At 47.9% G+C, this 22,115-nt stretch carries 16 protein-coding genes; 5 read left to right on the forward strand and 11 right to left on the reverse strand.

The features are described 5' to 3' along the window. Positions 1 to 79 precede the first annotated feature (79 nt). Positions 80 to 1,012 carry a sugar phosphate isomerase/epimerase family protein gene (locus tag ABW391_RS21195; protein ID WP_353483918.1) on the forward strand — a complete coding sequence of 311 codons (933 nt, stop codon included), beginning with the start codon at positions 80 to 82 and terminating at the stop codon, positions 1,010 to 1,012. Positions 1,013 to 1,034: 22 nt separating this feature from the next. Here the strand turns inward: ABW391_RS21195 and ABW391_RS21200 are convergent, their stop codons facing one another. The 6 genes from ABW391_RS21200 to ABW391_RS21225 all read right to left on the reverse strand — a co-directional run bounded on the left by ABW391_RS21200 (position 1,035) and on the right by ABW391_RS21225 (position 9,162). After that, positions 1,035 to 2,024 (reverse strand): AAA family ATPase, encoded by a 990-nt coding sequence (locus ABW391_RS21200; protein ID WP_353483919.1) that lies wholly within the window; start codon positions 2,022 to 2,024, stop codon positions 1,035 to 1,037. Between the two features lie 81 nt (positions 2,025 to 2,105). Further along, a complete protein-coding gene (locus ABW391_RS21205; RefSeq protein ID WP_353483920.1) occupies positions 2,106 to 3,176 on the reverse strand; it encodes a hypothetical protein in 1,071 nt (356 codons plus the stop codon). A 117-nt stretch (positions 3,177 to 3,293) separates the two neighbouring features. Further along, on the reverse strand, positions 3,294 to 3,980 hold the full coding sequence (locus tag ABW391_RS21210; RefSeq protein ID WP_353483921.1) for a YiaD family glycine zipper/OmpA-like lipoprotein: 687 nt from the start codon (positions 3,978 to 3,980) through the stop codon (positions 3,294 to 3,296). 117 nt (positions 3,981 to 4,097) lie between these two features. Continuing rightward, positions 4,098 to 5,285 carry a Pycsar system effector family protein gene (locus tag ABW391_RS21215; protein ID WP_353483922.1) on the reverse strand — a complete coding sequence of 396 codons (1,188 nt, stop codon included), beginning with the start codon at positions 5,283 to 5,285 and terminating at the stop codon, positions 4,098 to 4,100. 93 nt (positions 5,286 to 5,378) lie between these two features. After that, a complete protein-coding gene (locus ABW391_RS21220) occupies positions 5,379 to 6,290 on the reverse strand; it encodes a 1-aminocyclopropane-1-carboxylate deaminase/D-cysteine desulfhydrase (protein WP_353483923.1) in 912 nt (303 codons plus the stop codon). Between the two features lie 13 nt (positions 6,291 to 6,303). Next, positions 6,304 to 9,162 (reverse strand): M16 family metallopeptidase, encoded by a 2,859-nt coding sequence (locus tag ABW391_RS21225; RefSeq protein WP_353483924.1) that lies wholly within the window; start codon positions 9,160 to 9,162, stop codon positions 6,304 to 6,306. 269 nt (positions 9,163 to 9,431) lie between these two features. On the opposite strand from ABW391_RS21225, the gene ABW391_RS21230 reads away from it, so the two are divergent. Continuing rightward, positions 9,432 to 12,683, forward strand: coding sequence for a WD40/YVTN/BNR-like repeat-containing protein (locus ABW391_RS21230; RefSeq protein WP_353483925.1), 3,252 nt, complete (start codon positions 9,432 to 9,434; stop codon positions 12,681 to 12,683). A 103-nt stretch (positions 12,684 to 12,786) separates the two neighbouring features. On the opposite strand, the gene ABW391_RS21235 is transcribed toward ABW391_RS21230, so the two are convergent. The 3 genes from ABW391_RS21235 to ABW391_RS21245 form a co-directional block, all read right to left on the reverse strand. Next, positions 12,787 to 13,575 (reverse strand): hypothetical protein, encoded by a 789-nt coding sequence (locus ABW391_RS21235; RefSeq protein WP_353483926.1) that lies wholly within the window; start codon positions 13,573 to 13,575, stop codon positions 12,787 to 12,789. 301 nt (positions 13,576 to 13,876) lie between these two features. Next, a complete protein-coding gene (locus ABW391_RS21240; protein ID WP_353483927.1) occupies positions 13,877 to 15,190 on the reverse strand; it encodes a helix-hairpin-helix domain-containing protein in 1,314 nt (437 codons plus the stop codon). Between the two features lie 103 nt (positions 15,191 to 15,293). After that, on the reverse strand, positions 15,294 to 16,148 hold the full coding sequence (locus ABW391_RS21245) for an OmpA family protein (protein WP_353483928.1): 855 nt from the start codon (positions 16,146 to 16,148) through the stop codon (positions 15,294 to 15,296). Between the two features lie 280 nt (positions 16,149 to 16,428). Here ABW391_RS21245 and ABW391_RS21250 point away from each other — a divergent pair, with 280 nt between their 5' ends. From ABW391_RS21250 to ABW391_RS21260, 3 genes are all read left to right on the forward strand, one after another. Beyond that, a complete protein-coding gene (locus ABW391_RS21250; protein WP_353483929.1) occupies positions 16,429 to 16,809 on the forward strand; it encodes a DUF7009 family protein in 381 nt (126 codons plus the stop codon). Between the two features lie 213 nt (positions 16,810 to 17,022). Continuing rightward, positions 17,023 to 18,420, forward strand: coding sequence for a sigma-54-dependent transcriptional regulator (locus ABW391_RS21255; protein ID WP_353483930.1), 1,398 nt, complete (start codon positions 17,023 to 17,025; stop codon positions 18,418 to 18,420). An 11-nt stretch (positions 18,421 to 18,431) separates the two neighbouring features. Beyond that, positions 18,432 to 19,781, forward strand: a complete 1,350-nt coding sequence (locus tag ABW391_RS21260; RefSeq protein WP_353483931.1) for a sensor histidine kinase — start codon at positions 18,432 to 18,434, stop codon at positions 19,779 to 19,781. Positions 19,782 to 19,881: 100 nt separating this feature from the next. Here ABW391_RS21260 and ABW391_RS21265 read toward each other — a convergent pair whose 3' ends face one another. Both ABW391_RS21265 and ABW391_RS21270 read right to left on the reverse strand, forming a co-directional pair. Then, entirely contained in the window at positions 19,882 to 21,141 is a 1,260-nt protein-coding gene (locus tag ABW391_RS21265) for a serine hydrolase (protein ID WP_353483932.1), read from the reverse strand. A 2-nt stretch (positions 21,142 to 21,143) separates the two neighbouring features. Continuing rightward, positions 21,144 to 22,115 (reverse strand): aminotransferase class I/II-fold pyridoxal phosphate-dependent enzyme (locus tag ABW391_RS21270; RefSeq protein WP_353483933.1); only part of this gene is annotated, 972 nt, incomplete at its 5' end.

Raw genomic sequence — 22,115 nt, forward strand, 5'->3', positions numbered from 1 at the left:
CGTCCCTTAGATTCAGATTCTTTTTGCTGGAGTTGGGAATATTTTTTACATTAGATTGGAAATTTCAAACGACTCTGCCATGACACCCAATCGCCGCCAATTTCTCAACCTGGTAGCCGGCGCATCTGCCGCTACAATATTGAGCGCTGCTCCTCAGGATGCTTTTGCGTCCTATCCCTTTCCCATTTCTTCCAATACCTACAATTGGTACACCTTCTACGGGCGACAAAACAAGAATTGGGGCGAAGACCTGGATGCCTGCATTGCAGAATACGCCAAATCGGGCTTAACCGCTTACGAACCTAGCTTCAACTCGGCAGAGGAGGTAGCCAAACTGGGTACCGTACTCAAAAAATACCAAATCGCGATGCCCTCGGTGTACGTCAATAGTTTGCTGCACAAAACGGACGAAGCCGCCAAATCCATTGCTTCGGTATTGGCTATTGCCGATGAGGTAAAAAAATACGGCACCAAAATCATGGTGACCAACCCAACCCCCATCCGCTGGGGTGGCGAGGAGGTAAAAACCGACGCAGAACTGAACCTGCAAGCCGCAAGCCTCGACAAACTGGGGGCTGCCTTGCGCCAAAAAGGCATCACTCTGGCCTACCATACCCACGATGTGGAAATGAAAGCGGGAGCAAGGGAGTTTCACCACATGTTGCTCAATACATCGCCGCTCAACATGTCGTTTTGCTTTGATGTGCACTGGATTTATCGTGGCTCACAGAACTCTCAAAATGCGGTTTTTGATGTACTGAAACTCTACGGCAAACGGGTAGTTGAGTTGCACCTCCGCCAATCGGTCAATGGCGTTTGGTCGGAAACCTTTGGCGATGGCGACATCGATTACCGCCGTTTTGCTGCTGAATTGAAAAAATTGAACCTGCGCCCGAACCTGGTGATTGAGCAGTGTGTAGAAGACAAATCGCCCAATACTCTGGATGCGCTCCAGGCACACATCAAAGATTTGGCGGCGGTGAAGGATGTCTTTAAACCGATATTGGGCTGAGTTTTATACCCCAATTCGCCCCCTACAACCAATCCACAAACTCCTCGTTCATCCATTTCCGAATTGCGTTCAGGTCTTCACGGGTTTTGACCAGGAGGGACAAATTGCGCAACAGTTGGGGTTGCAGGGCAGCGAGATCGTCGGATTGAAGATCCATCGGCAGCCCCATCATGCTCAACCACGCGATTAGCTCAGCTGTGGCGGGTGGTTTGCGTACGGCCACTTCGCGTACTTTGTAAAAATAGTCAATGAGTCGGTTCAGCACTTTTTCTTGCTGAGGCGAAATCTGCTCGTCCATACCCAATTGCGTTCGGGCGATGGCAAAAAGTTGCTCGGCGGGTGGAAAGGGGATGTGGTAAAAAATACAGCGCCGCAAAAAGGCATCGGGCAGGTTTTTTTCGGAGTTGCTGGTCATGATGATCACAATCCGCTGCGCGTCTTGGTGTTTGAATTCGCGGTTGTCCAGTTCCTTGATCCGAAAATCCAGGTTTTCAATTTCATTCAGGATATCGTTGGGGAAATCGCGGGGGGCTTTGTCTATTTCATCGATGAGCACCACGGTGCTTTTGGGGCCATCCACCACCAGGTTTCCCAGCAGGTTGCCATGCACCTTGGGATCGGGATAACTCAGGGCAATGGCTTTTCCCAGGGCTTGCAACTCCACAAAATCAGCCGTTTTAGCCAGGGAGGCACCATCTTCCCGCTTGATGTTGGCGGACTGAAAATGCCCCAGTGCGTCGTAAGTATAAAAAAGATCACGTGCGGCGGAAGTGGTTTTGGTATAAAAACTTAGGGGTTCGGCCAAAAACTGAACGCCGGCCTCTTTGTCTTGGGCAAGGTCGTAGGCTACTTTGTAGGCCAGCTTGGTTTTTCCGGTACCGGGTTCGCCCGTGAGGAGCAAGGGTTGCCCCAGGGCAATGGCCAGCTCCACGGCGTATTGCAGCCCTTCGTCCAATACGTATTGGCTGGGGTGAAAAGGCTTGCGGCGGTAATCTTGAATTTTGAGTCTCATGTTTATGGCAATTTGTTCGCTCAGGGATCAGGTGGAGGCATTCATCAACGCCTTAATATCGTAGTCGATTGGTACTGGGTTTTATCCCAAACGGTCATTGTACATTTTGATCAATTCCTGCAAGGTTTCTTGCACGTCGATCATATAGTGTTCGGGCGCTCCATTGAAGCGCTCTTGCAGTATTTTCTTGCGTTCCCGGGGGTCGGGCTCAATTTTTTTGTATTTGCCCAACCAGCGATCGATGTCCGACAAGGCCACTTTATTCAACTCAGGAAGAGCCTGAATATTGGGATTGTCGTCCATTTTGTCGCGCACATCCTGGGCCAGGGTGTTGTCCTCTTCTTCGAATTCTACAGAAAAAAAGAACATAAACCGGGGTTGTCCGGGTTGAAACACACAATTGCAAAATTCTTCCATAAACCAGCGTGCTGCTTCGGGCGTATGATCTGTGTACCAGGAATATTTGTCGATGTTGATGTATACACAAACATAATCGCTGCCGCTGAGGTCGCGCAAGAGTGGGCTAGTTTGCAGGATATCAGTCAATCGGCGATTCAGGATTGGCCCCAATTGATTGGGTTGCAGGGCAAAGGCTGCAAAAATCCCTTTCAGGAGTTCCGTCTTGTAATCCTCCAAGGGTTCGTAGCCTTCAAAAGTAATTTCAATGGCCCTGACCTTGCAGGCGTCTGCCAGGCTGGAATTGAGGTAATCCAGACTGCGCCCTTCCAGATCTAAAACGATGCGCCGAAACATTCCAGTGTGCAGGTGCAAATCGCCACCATAGAGGTAAAAAAACTGCACCTTTCGATCAGGAAAAGCCTGGATCTGTGCATTGAAGGCCTGGGTTTGAGGGCTTCGGTCGCAGGTATAGCTGTGGTGCATGTGGAGGAGATTGGACTGGCTTTGATTGTTGAGCAAGTCCAGGAGTCCATCTACGATTTGGTTGAATTCCAGGTTGAAATTGTCCTGGCTAATGATGCCTTTGACTTTATTGCTTTCCAGTTTGCTGTACCTGGATTGCAGCGCAATTGCGGTTTTGAGCAATTCCCCATCATTGGCAGTATTCACCCATTGAACCCATTCAGAGAGTGCTTCCTCCAGTTCGCCTTCGGCGAGTTTCTTGCGGATTTTGTCCTGTTGGGCTTGGGTCATATGGGCAATTGGAACGTGACGTTCTGGTAAAAATAGTATATTCCTTTAACAAACGCAGCAGTTGTTTTTGGGAAGCAAGATGATTAGTCTCATTCATCTTGCTTCCCAACCTTCTCGTTACTTATCGCCCTTCTTGGCGGACTCGATTAGTGCTTTACTGGCAACAATCGCGATTTCTACCCGGCGGTTTTGTTGACGGCCCGAAGTGGTATTGTTGGATGAAACGGGTTTGTTTTCCCCAAAACCTTTGTTGGTCAGTCGTTTGGAGATCACTCCGTTTTGCTGTAAAAAACGAGAAACCGAAGCAGCGCGGTTTTCGGAGAGCTTTTGATTGTACTCGTCAGTGCCGGTATTGTCGGTATGGCCCATGACGATGATCTCCGTTTTGTCGTATTGCTTCATGGTTTCGGCCATTTTGTCGAGGTTGGCTCGGGTGGATGCCTTGAGCGCATAAGAATCCACATCAAACATGATGCCTGAATCAAACGTAACGAGGATGGACTCACCTACCCGTTCTACTTCTGCGCTTTTGCCCAAATCCTGTTTCAATTTTTTGGCGTGTTTGTCCATGTAGCTGCCGATGATGGCTCCGGCAATGCCGCCAACGGTGGCTCCGATGAGGATGCCCTTGGCGTTGTCGTCGCCATCGGCAATCAACACCCCGACAATTGCGCCAGCAGCAGCGCCAATGGCAGTACCTTGAGCGGTGCGGTTACAAGAAAAGGAATGCAACAAAAGTAAAAACAACATCAAAAAGGCTGCTGTTTTGCGAAATGTGTTTGAAAACATGAGCTTGATCTGCATGGTTTTGTTCATTTGGTTTATTAAAAAGTTGCCCAATTAGGACGAAAAAATAGAGCAAAGGATATTTAATTTCCAAATACTTAATAAAACAATAACATTTTAACCATGCAACTCACATCAGTACCCTTTTGGGGCAAAATAGAAGTATTCAATAGCAATTCCGGCGACCGAGGCGATGCTTCCGATCATAAAAATAAGGTAGCAAATGCGCAGCTGGCGGTATTTTCGGCCCAGAGTCTTTCCCAGATAAAAAAGGTCACGCATGATTGAATCTTCCAAGTTGTCCTCATTGGAAGTAACTTCCTGGATGCCTAACCTATATTCATCGTAAGTCATGCTGTAAAAATTTCCAAAAAAGAACAAATTGGACTGTCCGGATTTAATTCTTTCTATGTCAGTGCGCCCGCTCATTTTCATCGGAACCGTAGCCAGAATCGCAAAAACCAGAGAAGGCAGGCAAGTAACCAAGATCATCACGATTGTAGGAATATAAATTTCAGAGTGGCCTTCAAACTGTTTTATCAAAAAAGGAATGCCAAAACCCATGATACCCGAGTTGATGGTAATCATGTAGTTGGCCTTGTTGTCGGCCAAATTGCTCAGATCCATGTGGTTGCGGAGAGCGGTTTTAAACATCATTTGCGAGCTACGGCTTTCTACTATTGATACCCTGCTGACACTCTTAGTATTTGTATTGCTTGATTTACGGCCTTCTTTTACCCATTTTTTTAATTTTTTGCGGTTTAGTTCCTTCATCGCCACAAACATCATCTTTGCGGCAGGCGTATAATATTCATGATTTTTGATAAAATCCAAATTCAATTGGTACCAGACATTGTCTTCGTCCCAGCGGCCCAATACCGCTTTCCACTCCTGGCGCAAATTGTCCAATTGATCGCTGTAATCATCGCTACCCAGGTGACCATAGTCTGCATCCCTGACAATTTCTTGCAAGATACCCTCCGGACGAGCACTAGGATTGGTTACGGCAATACAAGCTTCCACAATGGTCACTTTTTCTTCTGGAAAACCTTTTGACCGCAAAAAAATACCCCCAATTCGAGCACTGGCCGCTTCGTGGTTTTGGTACACTTCGGTGATGCCTACGTCATGAAGCAGGCAAGCCAATTCTATAATCTCTTGTTCTTCTGCACTCACGCTGGTAAGGGAAGCGATTTGCAACGCAGCATTTCTTACGGAGAGGGTATGATTCAGGTTGTGGTAACTGATTTTGCTGTCTAGCTTGGTAGTCAGCAAATTAGTGACAAACTGTTCTGTAGCTATTATGAGTTCACTTTTTGCCATGAGTAGGTTAGGCTTTTCACGGCAAGATAATTATTAATGACGAGTTATGTGTGCTGAGTTCAGGTTATGAATGAACAAAATTTTGCTAAATATTCACTTTTTACCTTTCCAGCCCTGCAAGCCACCCGTATGCACCACGCAAATGCGGGAACCTGCCGGGAAACGCCCTTTTTTTGCAATATCTAGTACTCCATACATTAGCTTGGCGGTATAAATGGGTTCCAGAGGCAGATCGCAAGCTTCCATTTCGGCCATAAAATCAAGCAATTCAACCGGGGTTTTGGCGTAGCCCCCAAAATGATAGTCTGTAACAGTGTCCCAATTTGGCCAGTTTTTGGGTGCGATCATCTCTCGTACAACATCCTGGTGAAAATCACCTTTCAAGGCTGAAAATCCCCAGGCAGCAGCGCGCCCGGCCAAACCCTGAACCAACCCGGCCAAAGTACCCCCGGTGCCACAACTGACGCAGAGGTAATCGACAGGTACCTGAGCCAGAATTTCTTCGGCCAACTCCGCACAGCCGCGCAAGGCAAGGGCATTGCTGCCCCCTTCGGGTAAAATATAGGCTTGAGGGTACTGTTTTTGCAATTTTGCCAACACGTCAGGTTCTGCTTTGCTGCGGTACTGCTCGCGCGACCAATAGTGCAACGCCATGCCACACTCCTGCGCAAACTGTAAGGTAGGATTCAAGATCTGTGCGGCCTCACCACGAATGATTGCGATGGTATCAAAACCAAAGAGCTTACCCGCACTGGCCGTGGCTGCAATGTGATTGGAATAAGCACCACCAAAAGTCAGCAATGCAGTACAGCCTTGATTGCGCGCTTCCAGTAAGTTATACTTGAGCTTGCGCCATTTGTTGCCACAAAAAGCCTGATCTCCGGCCTGAAATTCCAGTTGCAGCAAGTCATCGCGCTTGATCACACAACTCAAGCCCCGGGCATCCAGCAGTGGATGCCGAAATTCCTGAATTGGACTTGGTACGTGTTGCCACAAGACTTGCATGTAAATGGGTTGGCTAGTATCCAAATACCTCTTCCAGGCTAACCTCTTTCAATTCTCCAAACGTTTCGAGGTATTTCAAATTCACCTGTGATTTGCTGCCCATTACCAGGAAGGTATAAGCGCGTCCGCGCACGTATTCCTCGTGAAAAGCTACCAGATCCTGGATTTTGGCCTGTTCGGTATGCTGGTATATTTCGCGGCGCATATCGGTATTATAGCCTTGCTCGCGATTGGCGCGGGCAGTCCAGTATATCCTAGATGGGATAATGCGTTCGCTTTCAACGCGTTTGAGAATGGCTTGCCGAGCGTGTTCAATTTGTGACTCTACGATGGGCATTTCATTCAGCAATTGCAAAAAAGTTGGAATGGCATCTGAAAGTTTATCGGGTTGGGTGCCAACGTATGCTTGGAGGTAATGCGCCCAATCGCGTTTGCGCGGCGAGCTATAAAAGGCATAGGTTGAATACGCCAAGGCTTTTGATTCCCGAATTTCTTGAAACACTATGGAAGAAAGTCCCACTCCGAAATAGTCGTTGAACAGGTCACTCATCAAGTGTTCATCCATATTAAAATTCGGGGTTCCTTTGGAAACCAGCATGACATCCGTCTGAACGATTGGGAAATCCAAAAAGATCACCTGGTTGGTTTTGGTATCGAGTTGCTGGTAATTGCGAGACACAATTGCCGGTTTTAATGGCGTTGAAACGTAGTGGTGGGTTTCGAGCAAGCGGATGACTTCCTGCATCGGCGTTTGTCCGTAGTAATAGATCTTGTGCTCGAATCCACTCAGCGCTTTGATCTGGCTGCACAACTCTTCCGCTTCCAATTGCTTCAATTCTTCCATACTCAAGCGGTAAGTAAAGGGCGAATCATTGCCGTAACGCGCGTAATTGCCCAACGCATTCCGAAGTACCAGGTTGCGGTCTTTCTTGGCATTGGCGCGGTGGGTGAGGGTATCTTCAACAACGTTTTCGAGAATTTTGGCATCGGGTTGAAGCTTGCTCAAAATGTGCTCCAGCAATTCCAGTCCTTTCACCACATTGTCTTCCAATCCGCTCAAAGACATATAAGTATAATCATCGTCATTGGTCACCTCAAAACTCAAGCCCAGGCGAAACAGTTCGCGCTGCAAATCGGCAGAACTGTAGCGGTCGGTGCCCAGGTAGGGGAAGTACTGCACCGCCATGGCCAATTTCCGATCGCTGTTTTTGCCCATCGGGAAAATATAATCCAGGCGAAAGAGCGAATTATTGGGATTGCCTACATAATCGAGGTGAATCCCCGAACTCAAGGTAGCAGAACTGATCGCTGTTTCGAAATCAACAAATACCGGCTCCAGCCGCGGAGAGATGCTTTCCAAAAAAGTTTGGGCGTAATCGGAGATGGCATCCCGGTTGAGTTCAACCGCCGTGATTAGTGGCTTTACTACCTTGACCACATTGGAGTCTTCGGCCTGAACCTTGTGTACTTCCACGTAGTTTTCGCCAAAATGCTTTTGGGCAAAATCTACAATCTGGGCCTTGGTAATTTTGGCTATATCGGTTTGACGGCGGGTATAATGTTCCCAATCCATGCCCAGAACAAAACTGCTGGTCATAGCGCTCACGCGGGCTTCATTGGATTCGGAAGCCATGACTTGTCCCAATTTGAAGTCCGTGGTTACGGCTTCTACCATCCATTCATCAAATTCACCACTACAAATGCGCTTGAGTTCTCCCAGTAGCAATTCGCTTACTTCTTCCAGGGTTTGGTCCTGGCGGGGTTTGCCGTACAAGCCAAACACAGAATAATCTTCATAAAACCAAAACCAGGCTTCCGATTCGAGAATCTTTTGTTGCTGGTTCAAATTGAGGTCGAGCAAGCCCGCCTGGTCGTTGTACAGCAGGGCGCGAATCAACCCCAGGTACAGGGTATCCTCAGATTTGGCTTGATCAAAGCGCCAGGCCAGCATTACAAGGGCAGGTTCTTGCCCGTATACAATGCGGCGCACCGGTTCCTTCAAATCAGGTTGAGCTTCAAAAGTAAAAGAGGGCAAAGGCTTGGCTTCGAAATGCCCAAAATGTCTTTCGGCCAATTCTACCACTTCTTGTGGATCAAAATCGCCAGCCATCATAATGGCCATGTTATTGGGAACGTAGTACGTCTTGAAGTACTGCTGAATATTGACTTGAGACGGGGTGCGCAAATGTTCCGCCTTACCAATGGTGGTCTGGGTGCCGTAAGGGTGTGAAGGAAAAAGCACTTCCCGAATGGCCGTATTGACCTTGCGAATGTCTTTGTCCTGGTTGATGTTGAATTCTTCGTATACCGTTTCCAGTTCCGTATGAAACAAGCGCAGTGCCATCATCCGAAAGCGCTCTGATTCGAGGCTCATCCAGCGCTCCAGTTCATTGGAAGGAATATCGTTGACGTAAACCGTTTGTTCTACCCAGGTATAGGCATTGGTAGATTTTGCGCCAATGTTGCTGACCATTTTGTCGTATTCGCTTGGAGCGGTCAATTTGGCAGCTTCAAAAGAAATACGGTCAATCTCGGCATAGAGCCGGCGGCGTTCGTCTTCGTCCTGGGTAGCGCGGTGGGCTTCGTACAAATCAGAAATTTGCTCCAATAAGATACTTTCTTTTTCCCAATCCAGGGTTCCGATGCGACTGGTGCCTTTAAAGAGCATGTGCTCCATGTAGTGAGCCAAGCCAGTGGTTTCGGGCGGATCTTGTTTTGATCCCGCTTTTACCACAATATTGGTGAATACCCTTGGTTCATTTTTATTTACACTTAGAAATAACTGTAGGCCATTTGATAAGGTATAGCGTTGTACTTTAAGCAAGTCATCGGGGACTGTCTTGAAAGCATACTGTATTTTTGCGTCAATCATCACTTCTCCAGATTTTTTTGAAAACAGCATGCAATATAATGCATTGAACCGAAGAAAAGTTTTTTTCGTGGCCAAAGCAGGGTATTTAACTTCCCGCACAAATCAGGCCAAATTGCTTTTGATCTTCATTTTTATACCCTTTATCCCAACATTTCCGCTTTTGGGCTTTGCTGGCAGAATTTCCAGCAATCAATGTCTATATTCGCCTAATAGCCTTAATTAAGCTTTCATAAGATCAAATTAAAGCTTGCTTAACCAAATCCAAATTTATGCAGCTAAAGCAGTTGTTTACACTCATTTGTGCCTTGTTCGTGTTGGCACTCTCTGGCCAGACACTTGATCTCAAACCACTCAAAAACATCAAACCACGCAACATTGGCCCTTCTGGTATGTCGGGTCGGGTTACGGCTATTGATGTTGTGCTGCAAGATCCCGATCACATTTACGTCGGTACCGCTTCTGGCGGCGTATGGAAATCAGAAAGTGGTGGCATATCCTGGACGCCCCTTTTCGACGAGCAGCCCATCTTGTCCATCGGCGCTATTGCCATCAACCAGTCCAACCCCAGCGAATTATGGGTAGGTACAGGTGAGGGCAACCCGCGCAACTCCCAAAACTTTGGGATGGGGATCTATCGTTCGCTCGATGCCGGGAAATCATGGAAAAACATGGGATTGAAAGAAACCAAAACCATCCACCGCATCATCATTCACCGCGACAATCCCAATGTAGTGTATGCCGGAGCGCAGGGTTCGTCTAATGGCCCAACCGAAGACCGCGGGGTGTACCGCACCAAAGACGGAGGCAAAACCTGGGAGCGCATCCTTTACGTCAACAACCAAACGGGCGTAGCTGATATGGTAGTGGATCCATCGAATCCCAACAAAATCATTGTGGCCATGTGGGAATATGGCCGCAAACCCTGGACGTTCAATTCCGGTGGCGCTGGTTCTGGCCTTTACGTCACCTACGATGGTGGCGACACCTGGGAGCACAAAACCGAAGCCGATGGTTTGCCCAAAGGTATCCTTGGGCGGATAGGGTTGGCCATTTCGCGCAGCAAACCCAATATCGTATATGCCTTGGTTGAAGCCAAGGACAACGCCTTGTACAAATCTACCGATGGCGGCAAAAAATGGAGTGTGGTAGCGACCAAAAACATTGGCGACCGCCCGTTTTACTACGCAGAAATCTACGTAGATCCTAAAAATGAGAACCGCCTGTGGAATATTTTCTCTCTGGTAACCAAGAGTGAAGATGGTGGAAAGACTTTTGAAACAGTGTTGCCTTACTCTGGCGTACACCCCGATCACCATGCCTTCTGGATTCATCCCAACGATCCGAATTACCTGATCGATGGTAACGACGGCGGCTTGAACATCTCGCACGACGGCGGCAAAAGCTGGCGCTTCATCGAAAACATCCCGGTTGGGCAGTTTTACCATGTCAACTACGACATGTCTATTCCTTACCGCATTGGCGGGGGCTTGCAAGACAATGGTTCCTGGGTAGGCCCCAGTGCAGTATGGCAGGCGGGCGGTATTCGCACCAGCCAATGGCAGGAAGTGTTTTTTGGCGATGGTTTCGATCTGGGCTTCCGCCCCGACAATTCGCGCTACGTTTACGCCATGTCGCAAGGCGGCAACATTGGTTACGTGGATACTGAAACGGGCAAAACCCAATTCATCAAACCCACTGCGCCTGACAATACCGAATTGCGTTTCAACTGGAATGCAGGTTTTTCGCAAGATCCACACAATCCTTGCGGGGTCTACTTCGGTAGTCAGTTTTTGCATTACAGCAAAGATTGTGGCCAAAGTTGGGACATCATTTCGCCTGATCTGACCACCAATGATACCTCCAAGCAAAAACCTTACCTGAGCGGAGGGCTTACCCTGGATGCCACCAATGCCGAAAACCACACCACGATTTTGGCCATCGGCCCAAGCCCCTTGGATGCCAAAGTAGTATGGGTAGGTACCGATGATGGCAACCTGCAACTGACCCGCGATGGGGGCAAAACCTGGAATAACCTGTCCAGCAAATTGCCCGGCTATAAGCCAGGAAGTTGGATTCCCTACATTGAAGTATCTAGCCACAACGCCGCCGAAGCATTTGTGGTGGTCAATGACTACCGCCGCAACGACTGGCGTCCGATGGTGTTTCATACCAATGATTATGGCCAGACGTTCCGCAAAATAGTGGATGAAACCAAGGTGAGTGGCTATGCGCATTGTTTTGTGCAAGACCCCATTGAAGCGAAATTGATGTTTGTAGGCACCGACCAGGGCTTGTTCATCAGCATCGACGGCGGCAATACCTGGACGAAATGGACCAATGGTTACCCAAGTGTACCTACCGCAGATTTGAAAATTCACCCCCGCGATCACGACCTGATTATTGGTACATTCGGAAGGGCATTCTGGATTCTGGACGACATTCGCCCCTTGCGGGAAATGGCCCGTACGGGAGGCAAGGTCCTAGAGCAACCCCTCAAGCTTTTCCCGATTCCAGATGCGTATCAGGCTGCTTTCAAGTCTTTTGATGGTATCCGCTTTGCTGCGGACGCAATGTTTCAAGGGGAAAATAAGTCACCCGGGGCATGGATCAACGTTTGGACGCGACCAGCAACTCCGGCGGCAGCAACAGTTCCTGCGGTTGTTCCACCAGCAATGGACAAGGATAAAAAAGACAAAAAAGCAGACTCAGCCAAAACTGCGCCTGCCACTGCCCCCACCGACAAATCGGCTGCACCAAAAGAAGAAAAAAGACCCGAAAAGGTCAAAATCATCATCCTTTCGGCCAGCAATGATACCGTCCGCACATTCAGCGCAAAATTGGACACAGGCATGACCAAGGTGTATTGGCCGCTCAACCGCAATGGCGTGCGCCCACCCAGCCGTCAGGAACGCCGCTCGGATGAAGATGCACCCAGTGGCCCTCAGGTGTTGCCAGGTACCTACAAAGTGGTGGCCGTATGGGGCAAATACAAAGACTCCAGCACGGTAACTGTGAAATCTGACCCCCGCCTCACGGTGAAGCTGGACGACCTGAAAGCCAAAGATGCCGCCTACCGGGATATGGAAAAGGTCGTTAAGAAAGCATCGGAAGGGTTTGATCAACTAAAGGAGGCCCGCAATACCATCAAAAGGGTAGACGCTGCGCTGACTATCGCACCCGACAGTACCAAGCAGCAATTGACCAAAATGAGCAAAGGCTTGCTGGACAGTTTGAATACCTTAGAAAAACTGTACACTGAACCCGAAGATGTCAAAGGCATTCAACGCGATGACGACAACCTGACCTCGGCCCTGTTCGGTGCTCAACAGTACATCAATGCTTCGGATGGCGCTCCCAATCAGGGCGCACAACGCATGATTGCCAAGGCCCGGCAACAAACGACAACGGTATTGAACCGCATCAACAATTTCTTCAGCACCAAATTTGCGGATTACCGCAAGAAGGTGGAGGCGGTGCAGTATTCACTGTTCAAAGCGTATCCGCCTCTGAAGGTGGAATAGCGGAAGCAAATTGAGCATTTGACTCAAAAAAATACGGGCAGTGGATCGATCAAATAGATCCACTGCCCGTTTTATTTGGGTGATTATCAATCGTCTATTCCGCTTAATTTGTGGTTTTGAGTAGCTCTTGGGCGCGGTGCAACCAATACTTGAGTTGGTCTATTTCTTTCGTGCCATTAGCGTGTCCATTAGTGGCTTCAACTGTTTCTTCCAAAACTGTTTCAATTCCTTCCTTAACAGCGAGAAAGATGGCATTGTCAGCTACCTCCTCCTCTGGGGCATCTGCAACGGTATTGGTCAATTCTTCAACAGATTCTTTCTGGTAAGCCACATTTGCAAAATCCTCGGCGTGATCCGGGATGGAATCAAAAAGGCCATTGGGTGACTCCTGGTCAAAATCAGACGTGATGTTTTCGGATTGAACTTCATCAGTGGGGAAGATTTCTTCGCTAGCCAAGTCTTCGCCATGCAGTACGAAGGTTTCTTCAATTACTGGTAGTTCTGTTTCAATTGTTTCTTCCGCAGCAATCAGTACATTTTCTTCCACGTTGTCTTCCAACGATGGAGCTTCGGGTTCTTCATTTGGTTCACCCAGGGTTTCGTTCAGGATGTCGATGCCATTGTCCTCAGAAAGAGGTTCGTCGTATCCACCACTGTAATCTACAACTTCCTCGATCCATTGATTCACTTCGATTGCCACATCGTAGCCCTGAAGGTTGAAGTTGTAGGCTTGACTGTTCAATAAGGGATTGTCCACCACTGGAAGGTTCAATACAGCCCCCTCGCTTCCAGGAACGTAGATGACTACCTCGTTGGGAAAAACGGAGAAGGTTACCCCAGGCACAACTTCAGGTGCGGCGTACCCACTGACGGTTACAGTTACTTGCTTCATGATTTTTTTGTTATGTAGTTTTCAATAAAAAATGACCTTGAGAGAAGGGATAAAAGATAGGTCTGCGGAGCTCTTTTGTGGAAATATGTTACAATATAAGCAAGACTATAGATAACTGCTTTTTTGTACGTATTAAGTTGTAATTATAAATTTGCTATCGTCAAAATTGGGACACTTAGTATAGAATTCACCATTTGATAACGCGCCTGGCGTAACCTTTTTTACGGTATGCCGTATACTTATTTTTTGGTACACAACAGAACCGAGCTTGTCGGTCTGTTGTGTACCAAAAATGGAACATTTATCTCTGCTTTAATTGCTCCTGGTAATCCTGCAACACTTCCCATTCCTGATCAGAAGCCAGACGGGCTTGTGCAGGCCAGGCGCTGGGGTCTTTACTGCTCAGCGCAGGATCAACCACTACCAGGATGTTGCGGATTTCATTGGGTTCCATCTTCGCCAATTCTGCAAAAGATTGAATACCCGACAAATGGAAGACCTTCTCTATTGCTTCGTCGATTCCCAAAATTAATTTTAGATTGTCTTTAGGCACCACAATTTCCGCAGCCGCTACAGACAAGTCTCTAGCATCAGCCACTGCACCTACCGCAGCAGACCCGCTTGATTTTTCACCCAACAGTTTTTTTGCCTGCCCTACCCAGTCGTCTTTTTCGATTCTGCCTTCAAAAAAACTGATTTGCTGGGTAATCGCGGTAATTTTGGCAGTATCCCAAGCGGCTATATCGGCGTAAGTAAACACGCCAGCGTCGTTTAATTTCTTCTCCAGGAATGGCCCGATGCCTTCAATCGCGGTGAGGTCATTTTTTTCTACGTTGCGCAACAGCACCTTATCGGTATTCATCAGCGTAGAAGAATCCGATCCAAGATTGGTCACTTCGGCAACAGGCTCGGTAGCAACCACAACCTTGGGTACAAAAAACTCTCCGGCGGTTTCGACAGCAGCCGGGGTTTCTTCGATGGTTTGCACCACGGTGGTTCTAATAAAGCGGTTTTCAAAAGGATTCTCTTCACCGACGTTTTCACCCAATTTGCGGAGCAATGCTTGATTTTCTTCTGTCAGGCGTGCCAATTGGCTTTCAATTCCCGCCAGGCGATCCAAGGCAATATTGCTGTCGGAGCGGCCTGTGTCGGTAAGGATAGGTTCGGTGATACCTGTCCCTTCCTGCAACTGCGCAATACGGGTTTTTAGACCCAAAATTTGATCGTTCAAATCGTTGATGATGCTGGCCGAGGTTTGTTCAGCATATTTTGCCTTGTCCAATTCCACTTGGGCCGAACCCACCAATTGATTCAAGCGTCCAATTTCTTCGTTGGCCCGGCGAATGGTAGATTGAGCCTCTTCTGCTTCAAAGGCAGCCCGCTTTAAGTCGGCCTCTTTCAGCGCCAATTCCTGTTGCGTTTGCTCCAGTTCGGGTTTCAGTTGAAGCAATTGTTGTTCTTTATCCTCCAGTTGCTGAGTCAATTCTTTTACATAGCGGTTTCGCAAAAAATAACCCGCCAGCAGACCCAACAAAAAAGCGATGATCAGCCAGGAAAGGATGAGAATGCTCGCTTGAGTATCCAAATTCGCAAAGAGTTGATTGAAGTTTTCCATATTGTGTAAATTAAAAAACGCAATTTAATTACTTTATCCAAAAGTAGGGAACACCTTGGATAGAACTTGCCAAGTGTCTTGCTATGGCGCTGTTGATCAATGGCTATTCGAGGATGAAATTGATGCGTCGATTGCGGCGGCGACCTACTTCTGTATCATTGTCGCTTACCGGGTGCCTGCTCCCATCGGTGAAAGCAGCCATTTGATCAAGCGGAATGCCCAATTCGCGAAAATAGCGCATGACATTCTTCGCTCTGGTTTTGCCCAGTGCAAGGCTGGTTTTGGCATCGGTTGTATTGTCGGTATGGCCAATGATGTTGAGTTTTTTGTCTTTGTGCAAAGCCAAATATTTGCGTACAGAATCGGCGTACTGTACAAGCGGTAGGATGGGACGAAACTCTACGCCCTTGGGCGCAAAACTTTCATCCGAAAAGGTCATGTCTTCAAACGTATAGGCCAGAGGAACGAAATCAACCCCTTGTGCCGAGAGATACAAATTGAAAGCGACGGGCTGCTTGCGCAATTCCGGCGTACCTGTATTGAAACTGAGGGTAATGCGCTCAAAAGCGATGCCGCGCTCAACCAGCAAATTGCGTACAACATTGGCGCGACCCAATCCAATGTTTTCATAAATCCCATTGGTGGCAACCATTTCATCACTGCCAAAACACCCGGTGATGTTGAGCAGGAGATCGGGATTTTGAACAAGATGTAGGGTGATTTTATCCAGCAATGTCTCGTTGTTGGCGTTTAGCAAGGGAGTGGAAGCATCTCGATCAAACACAAAATGATCGTAGCCACTCAAGACCATTGTGCCGTGGTCGTTTAACCCCAGGGTTTTCAATCGAGTAAGTTCTGTCTCTGGCTTAGGGGCAGCGGTAGCAAGATTGTTCACATACCACCAGCGGGCAATCAAGGCCAGAACAACAAAGGCAAGAATTGGAAGTAAAATTTTCATGTCTCTTTAATTAAACCACAGTAAATTGTAAGAAAAATAAAAAGGAATTTTGTGGCGAAAATTGTTTGGGGACGGAAAATAAATAAAGTTACAAAGCTGGCTCCGCTATTTTTTGATTTGGCAAGGCGTGAGGAAGGCGCATAGCCAGCCTACGCAACTGACGAGTAACGCAGCAAAATCAAAAAAGAGCATAGCCAGAATGTAATTTTATTTAATTTCCGTCCCTTAAATATACGAAAATGTTTTTCTTCATACCAAGATGAGTAAACACCACTAGGAAATGAAACTGAGATGTACGCCAAATAGTATTCGCCTGCGGGTGCGAAAATCAGATCTGGAGCTGCTGCAAAAGGATGGAGCAGTTTTTGCAGCCATTCAATTCGGAGCAGGAATCCAATTTGGTTATGCCCTCAAATTGGGGCAAGCAGCCCAACCTCAAGCAGAATTCCGCAACCATCAAATCACCATAACCTTGCCACAAGACAGCGCCCTAGCCTGGATCAATAGCGAACAAGTCAGTATGGAATGCCACCAGACTTTTGCAGATGGGCAAGCATTGCATTTGTTAATTGAAAAGGATTTTCCTTGTCGCCACACCGATGAAGCCGATCTGAAAGATACTTTTTTCGAATTGGCGTCCAAAGACGATCCTGCTTGTTGATGGATTTTGGGTTCGGTTTTGAACACCAAACTGTCCGATTTTGAACACTTTCTTTGGAGTTGTGGTTTTTTTTCTCTAAACTCGCCCTTGTAATGCTTTGATAAGAAGATGCTTAAGTGATAATTCCCTAGCCTTTTGAATTTTGGCTTGCCCTTTGTAACAATTCTACTTAGACATGTTCTAAGAGCTTGTATTAAAAATGACCGACAGCTTATGCAAGATAAATCAGACCTTCACCCGGGAGCGATATTGGTGGTAGACGACAATGCTGGCGTGTTGACTGCGGCCAAGTTGTATTTGAAGCGCCATTTTGCGCAAGTTGAAACCGAGCGCAACCCCGAAAACCTGCCCACGCTGCTCTCCAACATGCGCTACGACGTGATCTTGTTGGACATGAATTTCACCAAAGACCGCAGCAGTGGTAAAGAAGGCTTTTTCTGGCTGGAGCGGATATTACAAATTGACCCTTCCGCCGTGGTGATCCTGATCACGGCATATGGCGATGTTGAAATAGCGGTTCAGGCCATCAAAGGGGGTGCTACCGACTTCGTACTCAAACCCTGGGAAAACGAAAAATTACTGGCTACCCTGCTGTCTGCCATGAAACTGCGGGCTTCCAAAGTAGAAAACGACGAGCTCAAAGCCCAACAAAAAGGCATGGCCATTGCCCAAAACGATGCCATTCCTGAAATTTTGGGCAACAGCACCGCCATGCGCAAGGTTTTTGATACCATCAATCGGGTGGCCAATACCGATGCCAATGTGTTGATTCTGGGTGAAAATGGCACGGGAAAAGAATTGGTTGCCCAGGCCATTCATCAGCAATCCAGTAGGGCCAATCAGCATTTTGTCAAAGTTGACCTGGGTGCCATCACCGAAACCTTGTTTGAAAGCGAACTCTTTGGCCACGTCAAAGGCGCTTTTACCGATGCCCGCGACGACCGACCCGGTCGATTTGAAGCGGCCAACCGGGGCACCATTTTTCTGGATGAAATAGGCAACCTCACCGCAGGATTGCAAGCCAAACTCCTTTCCGCACTGCAAAACCGCATCGTAACTCGGGTGGGTTCCAACCAGGCCCGCCCCATCGACGTAAGGGTCATCTCCGCTACCAACATGCCCTTGTACGAAATGGTCAAAGACCGCAGTTTTCGGCAGGATTTGTTGTACCGCATCAATACCATCGAGATACAAATTCCGGCTTTGCGCGAACGCGCCGAAGACATCGTACTGCTGGCCGAGCATTTTTTGCAACTCTACAACCGCAAGTACAACCGCAACATCGCGACCATCAGTGCCTCGCTCAAAAAAGCTTTGTTGGCATACCCTTGGCCTGGCAATGTGCGCGAATTGCAGCATGCCATGGAGCGCGCCGTAATTATGGCCCGCGATTCGAGTACCTTGCAACCCGATGATTTTATGCTGGGTTCCAACCATGCGCTGGATGCTGATTTGGCACTGGGTAGTACGACCATGAACCTGGAAGACATGGAGCGCGAAACCATTCTGAAGGCCATCAAAAAACACCAGGGCAACATCAGTGAGGCTTCCAAAGAACTCGGCCTTACGCGGGCTTCCTTGTACCGACGATTGGAAAAATACGGCATTTAATTTATTTGATTATGCACCTTCGCACCTTTGCTTTTGGTTTGGTCTTTCGGATTCTATTCCTGATTCTCCTGATCGGAGTCATGGCCTGGGCTTTTCCCCAACCCAAGCAATGGATGTTGCTGGTGGTATTGGGCATCATTCTGATTTGGCGGGTAGTCAATTTGTACAACTACGTCAACATCACCAACCGCAAGTTGGTGCGCTTTTTGGAATCGGTTCGCTACGATGATTTTTCGGTGCGTTTTTCGGCCAATCAATCCGATTCTACTTTTCGCGAACTGAGCAAACAATTCAATGAGGTGTTGGACGCCTTTCGGCAAGTACGGGCAGATAAAGAGGCCAACAGCCAGTATTTGCAAACCATCGTTCAGCACGTGAATACCGGCCTGATCGCCTTTGACGAATCGGGTAGGGTGGAGCTGATCAACAATGCAGCCTTGCGCCTCCTGGGCTTGTACCGGCTGAAAGTGCTCAAAGACCTACAAGAAGACAATCCCGAATTACAAGCTTTGTTGCAAAATTTGAGCTCAGGCGGAAGCGTACTCTATCAAGCAGCCGTGGATCGGCAATTGTCCATCACGGGTACTGCCATCCGCATGCGGGGAAAACTGATCAAACTGGTGGCCATTCAAAACATCCAGTCGGAACTCGAAAACAAGGAACTGGAAGCCTGGCAAAACCTGACCCGGGTGCTGCGCCACGAAATCATGAACTCCGTAACGCCGATTGCTTCCCTGGTGTCTACAATGCGCGACATTGTACAACAAGAAATGGAGGAAACCGGACACGCAGCATCCAACGAGACCTGGCAAGACCTCAACGAGGCACTCGAAGTGGTAGAAAACCGCACCAATGGATTGATGAATTTTGTCAATGCCTACCGCACGTTTACGAGTATTCCCAAACCCATTTTAAATCCGGTCTTGGTGCTGCCTTTGGTGCAGCGCATTGCCTCCTTGTTTGCCCCCACTCTCCGCGAAAAAGGCATCCAATTGACCTGGGATATTCAGCCCGCTGACCTGCGGCTCCTCCTGGATCAGGATCAAATCGAGATGGTGCTCATCAACCTCATCAAAAATGCGGTGGAAATTTTGGAAGGCAGACCCAATGCCTGTATTGAAATCAAAAGCTTCGTGGATCAAACGGCACAAAAAGCGGTATTGGAGGTGTGCGACAATGGCCCCGGCATCGAACCCAATGCCCTGGAACAAATCTTTATTCCGTTTTTTACCACCAAAGAAGATGGAACAGGCGTAGGTCTCAGTCTTTCCCGACAAATTTTACAAATGCACAGCGGGGTACTGAGCGTGGAATCCCAATTGGGACATGGTGCCCGGTTCAGCCTGATTTTTAGGCTTTGATCAACTTAATTCTAGGTTCTGCTTGTTTCACGCAGATTTCACATGAGTCATTTATTCTGCGTGAAATCTGCGTGAAAATCCGCGTCAAATCTGCGAGAAATTAATTCCCTTCCTCCGTTTTAAACTTGGACAACACCGGACGAACCAACTTGGGACGCTGCAATTCATGGACATAGATAGACTGGCCTATTTTGCCCAGAAACGGCAAGCCTATCTCATCGTATTCGTATTTTCCGTCGTTGAAAATCTCGTCGTTGTTCACCCTGATGGTAGCTGCAAGCATAAATTCTACTCCATTTTCAAAATCGGCGATATAGGCCACATCGGTCAGGAAACCATAAGCCAGGCCTACTTTATTGAAAATGCGGATGTTGTTGGGAATGGTAAGGGGTGGTTTTTTATCGCCAAACAACAGGAATTTTACAAAATTGTCTTCTTCGGAGTGTTCAGGATACGATGGATGAGTGCTTTCGCGGGGATAAGCCGACATCCATTTGTACAAAAATTTATAGTCTTCTTCAGTCAGATCAAAACGCTGTTCGGGGCGTACTGCTTCAGGAAACAAGACCGCTTTGAGCATGTCATGCAGTTCTTCCAATCCGATGTAATTCCGATTTAGGAAATCAAAGGGCTTGGCTACTACCGTACTGTCGCCTTCGATGTATCCCTTGCCTTGCAATTGTTTGCGCAAATTCAAACGCGGATAAACGCCACTGTTGACTTGTCCTTGCTGGAAAATGGGTTTGCCCAAGGTATCAAAGAATGTAATAGGGTTGGTATAGCGGTTGCTTTCGGCATCAAAACCTGGCACGGATAAGCGATGGATCAGTCGGGTGCGTTTGTAGCCTTTCTTCCACAATTGCTTGTTGAGGTATTCTTGTCCCAGAAATTCGTACAAGCGGTTGAAAGCGTCGTTGTCGCTCACCAAAAAGATTTTCTTGATGTACTGCGCAATTGAAGGTTCTCTGTTTTCTGCCGTTGTGTCGGTAGACACAGCGGTCTGCGGTGCACGTCCTGCGCCAGTATGCATCGGACTGTACTTGTTCAAGCCTTCAACTTTGATCTGGTTGAGCTTTTCAAGCGCCAAAAAAGCCGCTGGCATTTTTACCGCGCTAGCAGGATAGTAATACAGGTTGGTATCCAGGTTGTAGGTGAATGACCGAAAAGAAGGAAGATTGTTGACGTCTCGATCTATCTGGGTATAAATGATCTGGACTTGGTAGCGCTCAACGTTGTTGAGGATGGAGTCGATTCCATTGCCTTTTTTCTCAAGAATAACCCTCAGGGGATTCTTTTGCGCCATCAATGAGGGCAAAAAGGCAAGGCATAAGGCAATAGCAAGAGTAATCGGTCTTCTCATGGTCAATGTTTTTCGGATTGACTGTAAAAATAAAAGGATTTGGTTAAAGTCTGAATGTCGCCATCAGTATGTAGACTGCTCAACACGATTCGAGTAACAAGGGCATCTTGGGGCGTTGGGTATGGAAAACTAGAAATCAGGATTTTCCGCTCGGATAAGAACGCTGCCAAGTCTGAATTTGCTGTATAAAACACTGGATATTCTGCGAAAAATTGAAAATCAATTTCTTTGGGTAAATTTTGCACAAATTGCTGGATGTTGGCCTGCAATTTTTGACGGCTCGCCGCATATATCCCCTGCCCTTTCAAAATGGCCAACAAGTAGGCCGGTGAAGGGGGTGAGGCTCCGCCAAAAAAAGGGCTACTCCAAATGCAATCGAGCCACTGCTTCGGCCCCAAAATAACCCCGGCAGGTATTCCCCAAGCTTTTCCCAGGGAACTGATCACGATCAAACTCGCGCCTACCGGCAAAGTCAAGCTGGAATAAATACCCGCGCCATCCTTGCCAGTGATTCCAAATCCATGCGAATCATCAATGACCACCACCAACTCTCGCTGCAACTGCAATTGGCTCAACCACTTGAATGAAAAAAGATGGGCATGCAAGGGATCAATGGAATTGGCGGCGATGATCAATCTAGGGCCGGGCGTTTGTGCCAAAGTTTGAACTTGATGTACCCAGTTTTCCCAGGAAGACGAAGCTGGCGCGGCGTTGGCCCAGATGGCGGGGTGAGCGCCAGGCGCAGCGAGTACTTCGCCAAAATTGGCCAGGGTGCGCATGGCAAGTTGCCCGGCCAGGGTGCCTGAGGAGAGCAGTAGCGCTTTTTCAGCACCCGTGTAAGCGGCCAAAAAAGTTTCAGTTTCTTCAAAAATATCGAGCTGGATATTGGACAGGCGGGAGCCGCCAAAATGCAGTCCGTATTGTTGCATGCCTTCCAAAACCAGCCTTTGCAAGTCAGGATTCCAACCCGCACC

Origin of the sequence: Haliscomenobacter sp., assembly GCF_040403615.1 — a bacterium.
Lineage (GTDB): Bacteria > Bacteroidota > Bacteroidia > Chitinophagales > Saprospiraceae > Haliscomenobacter.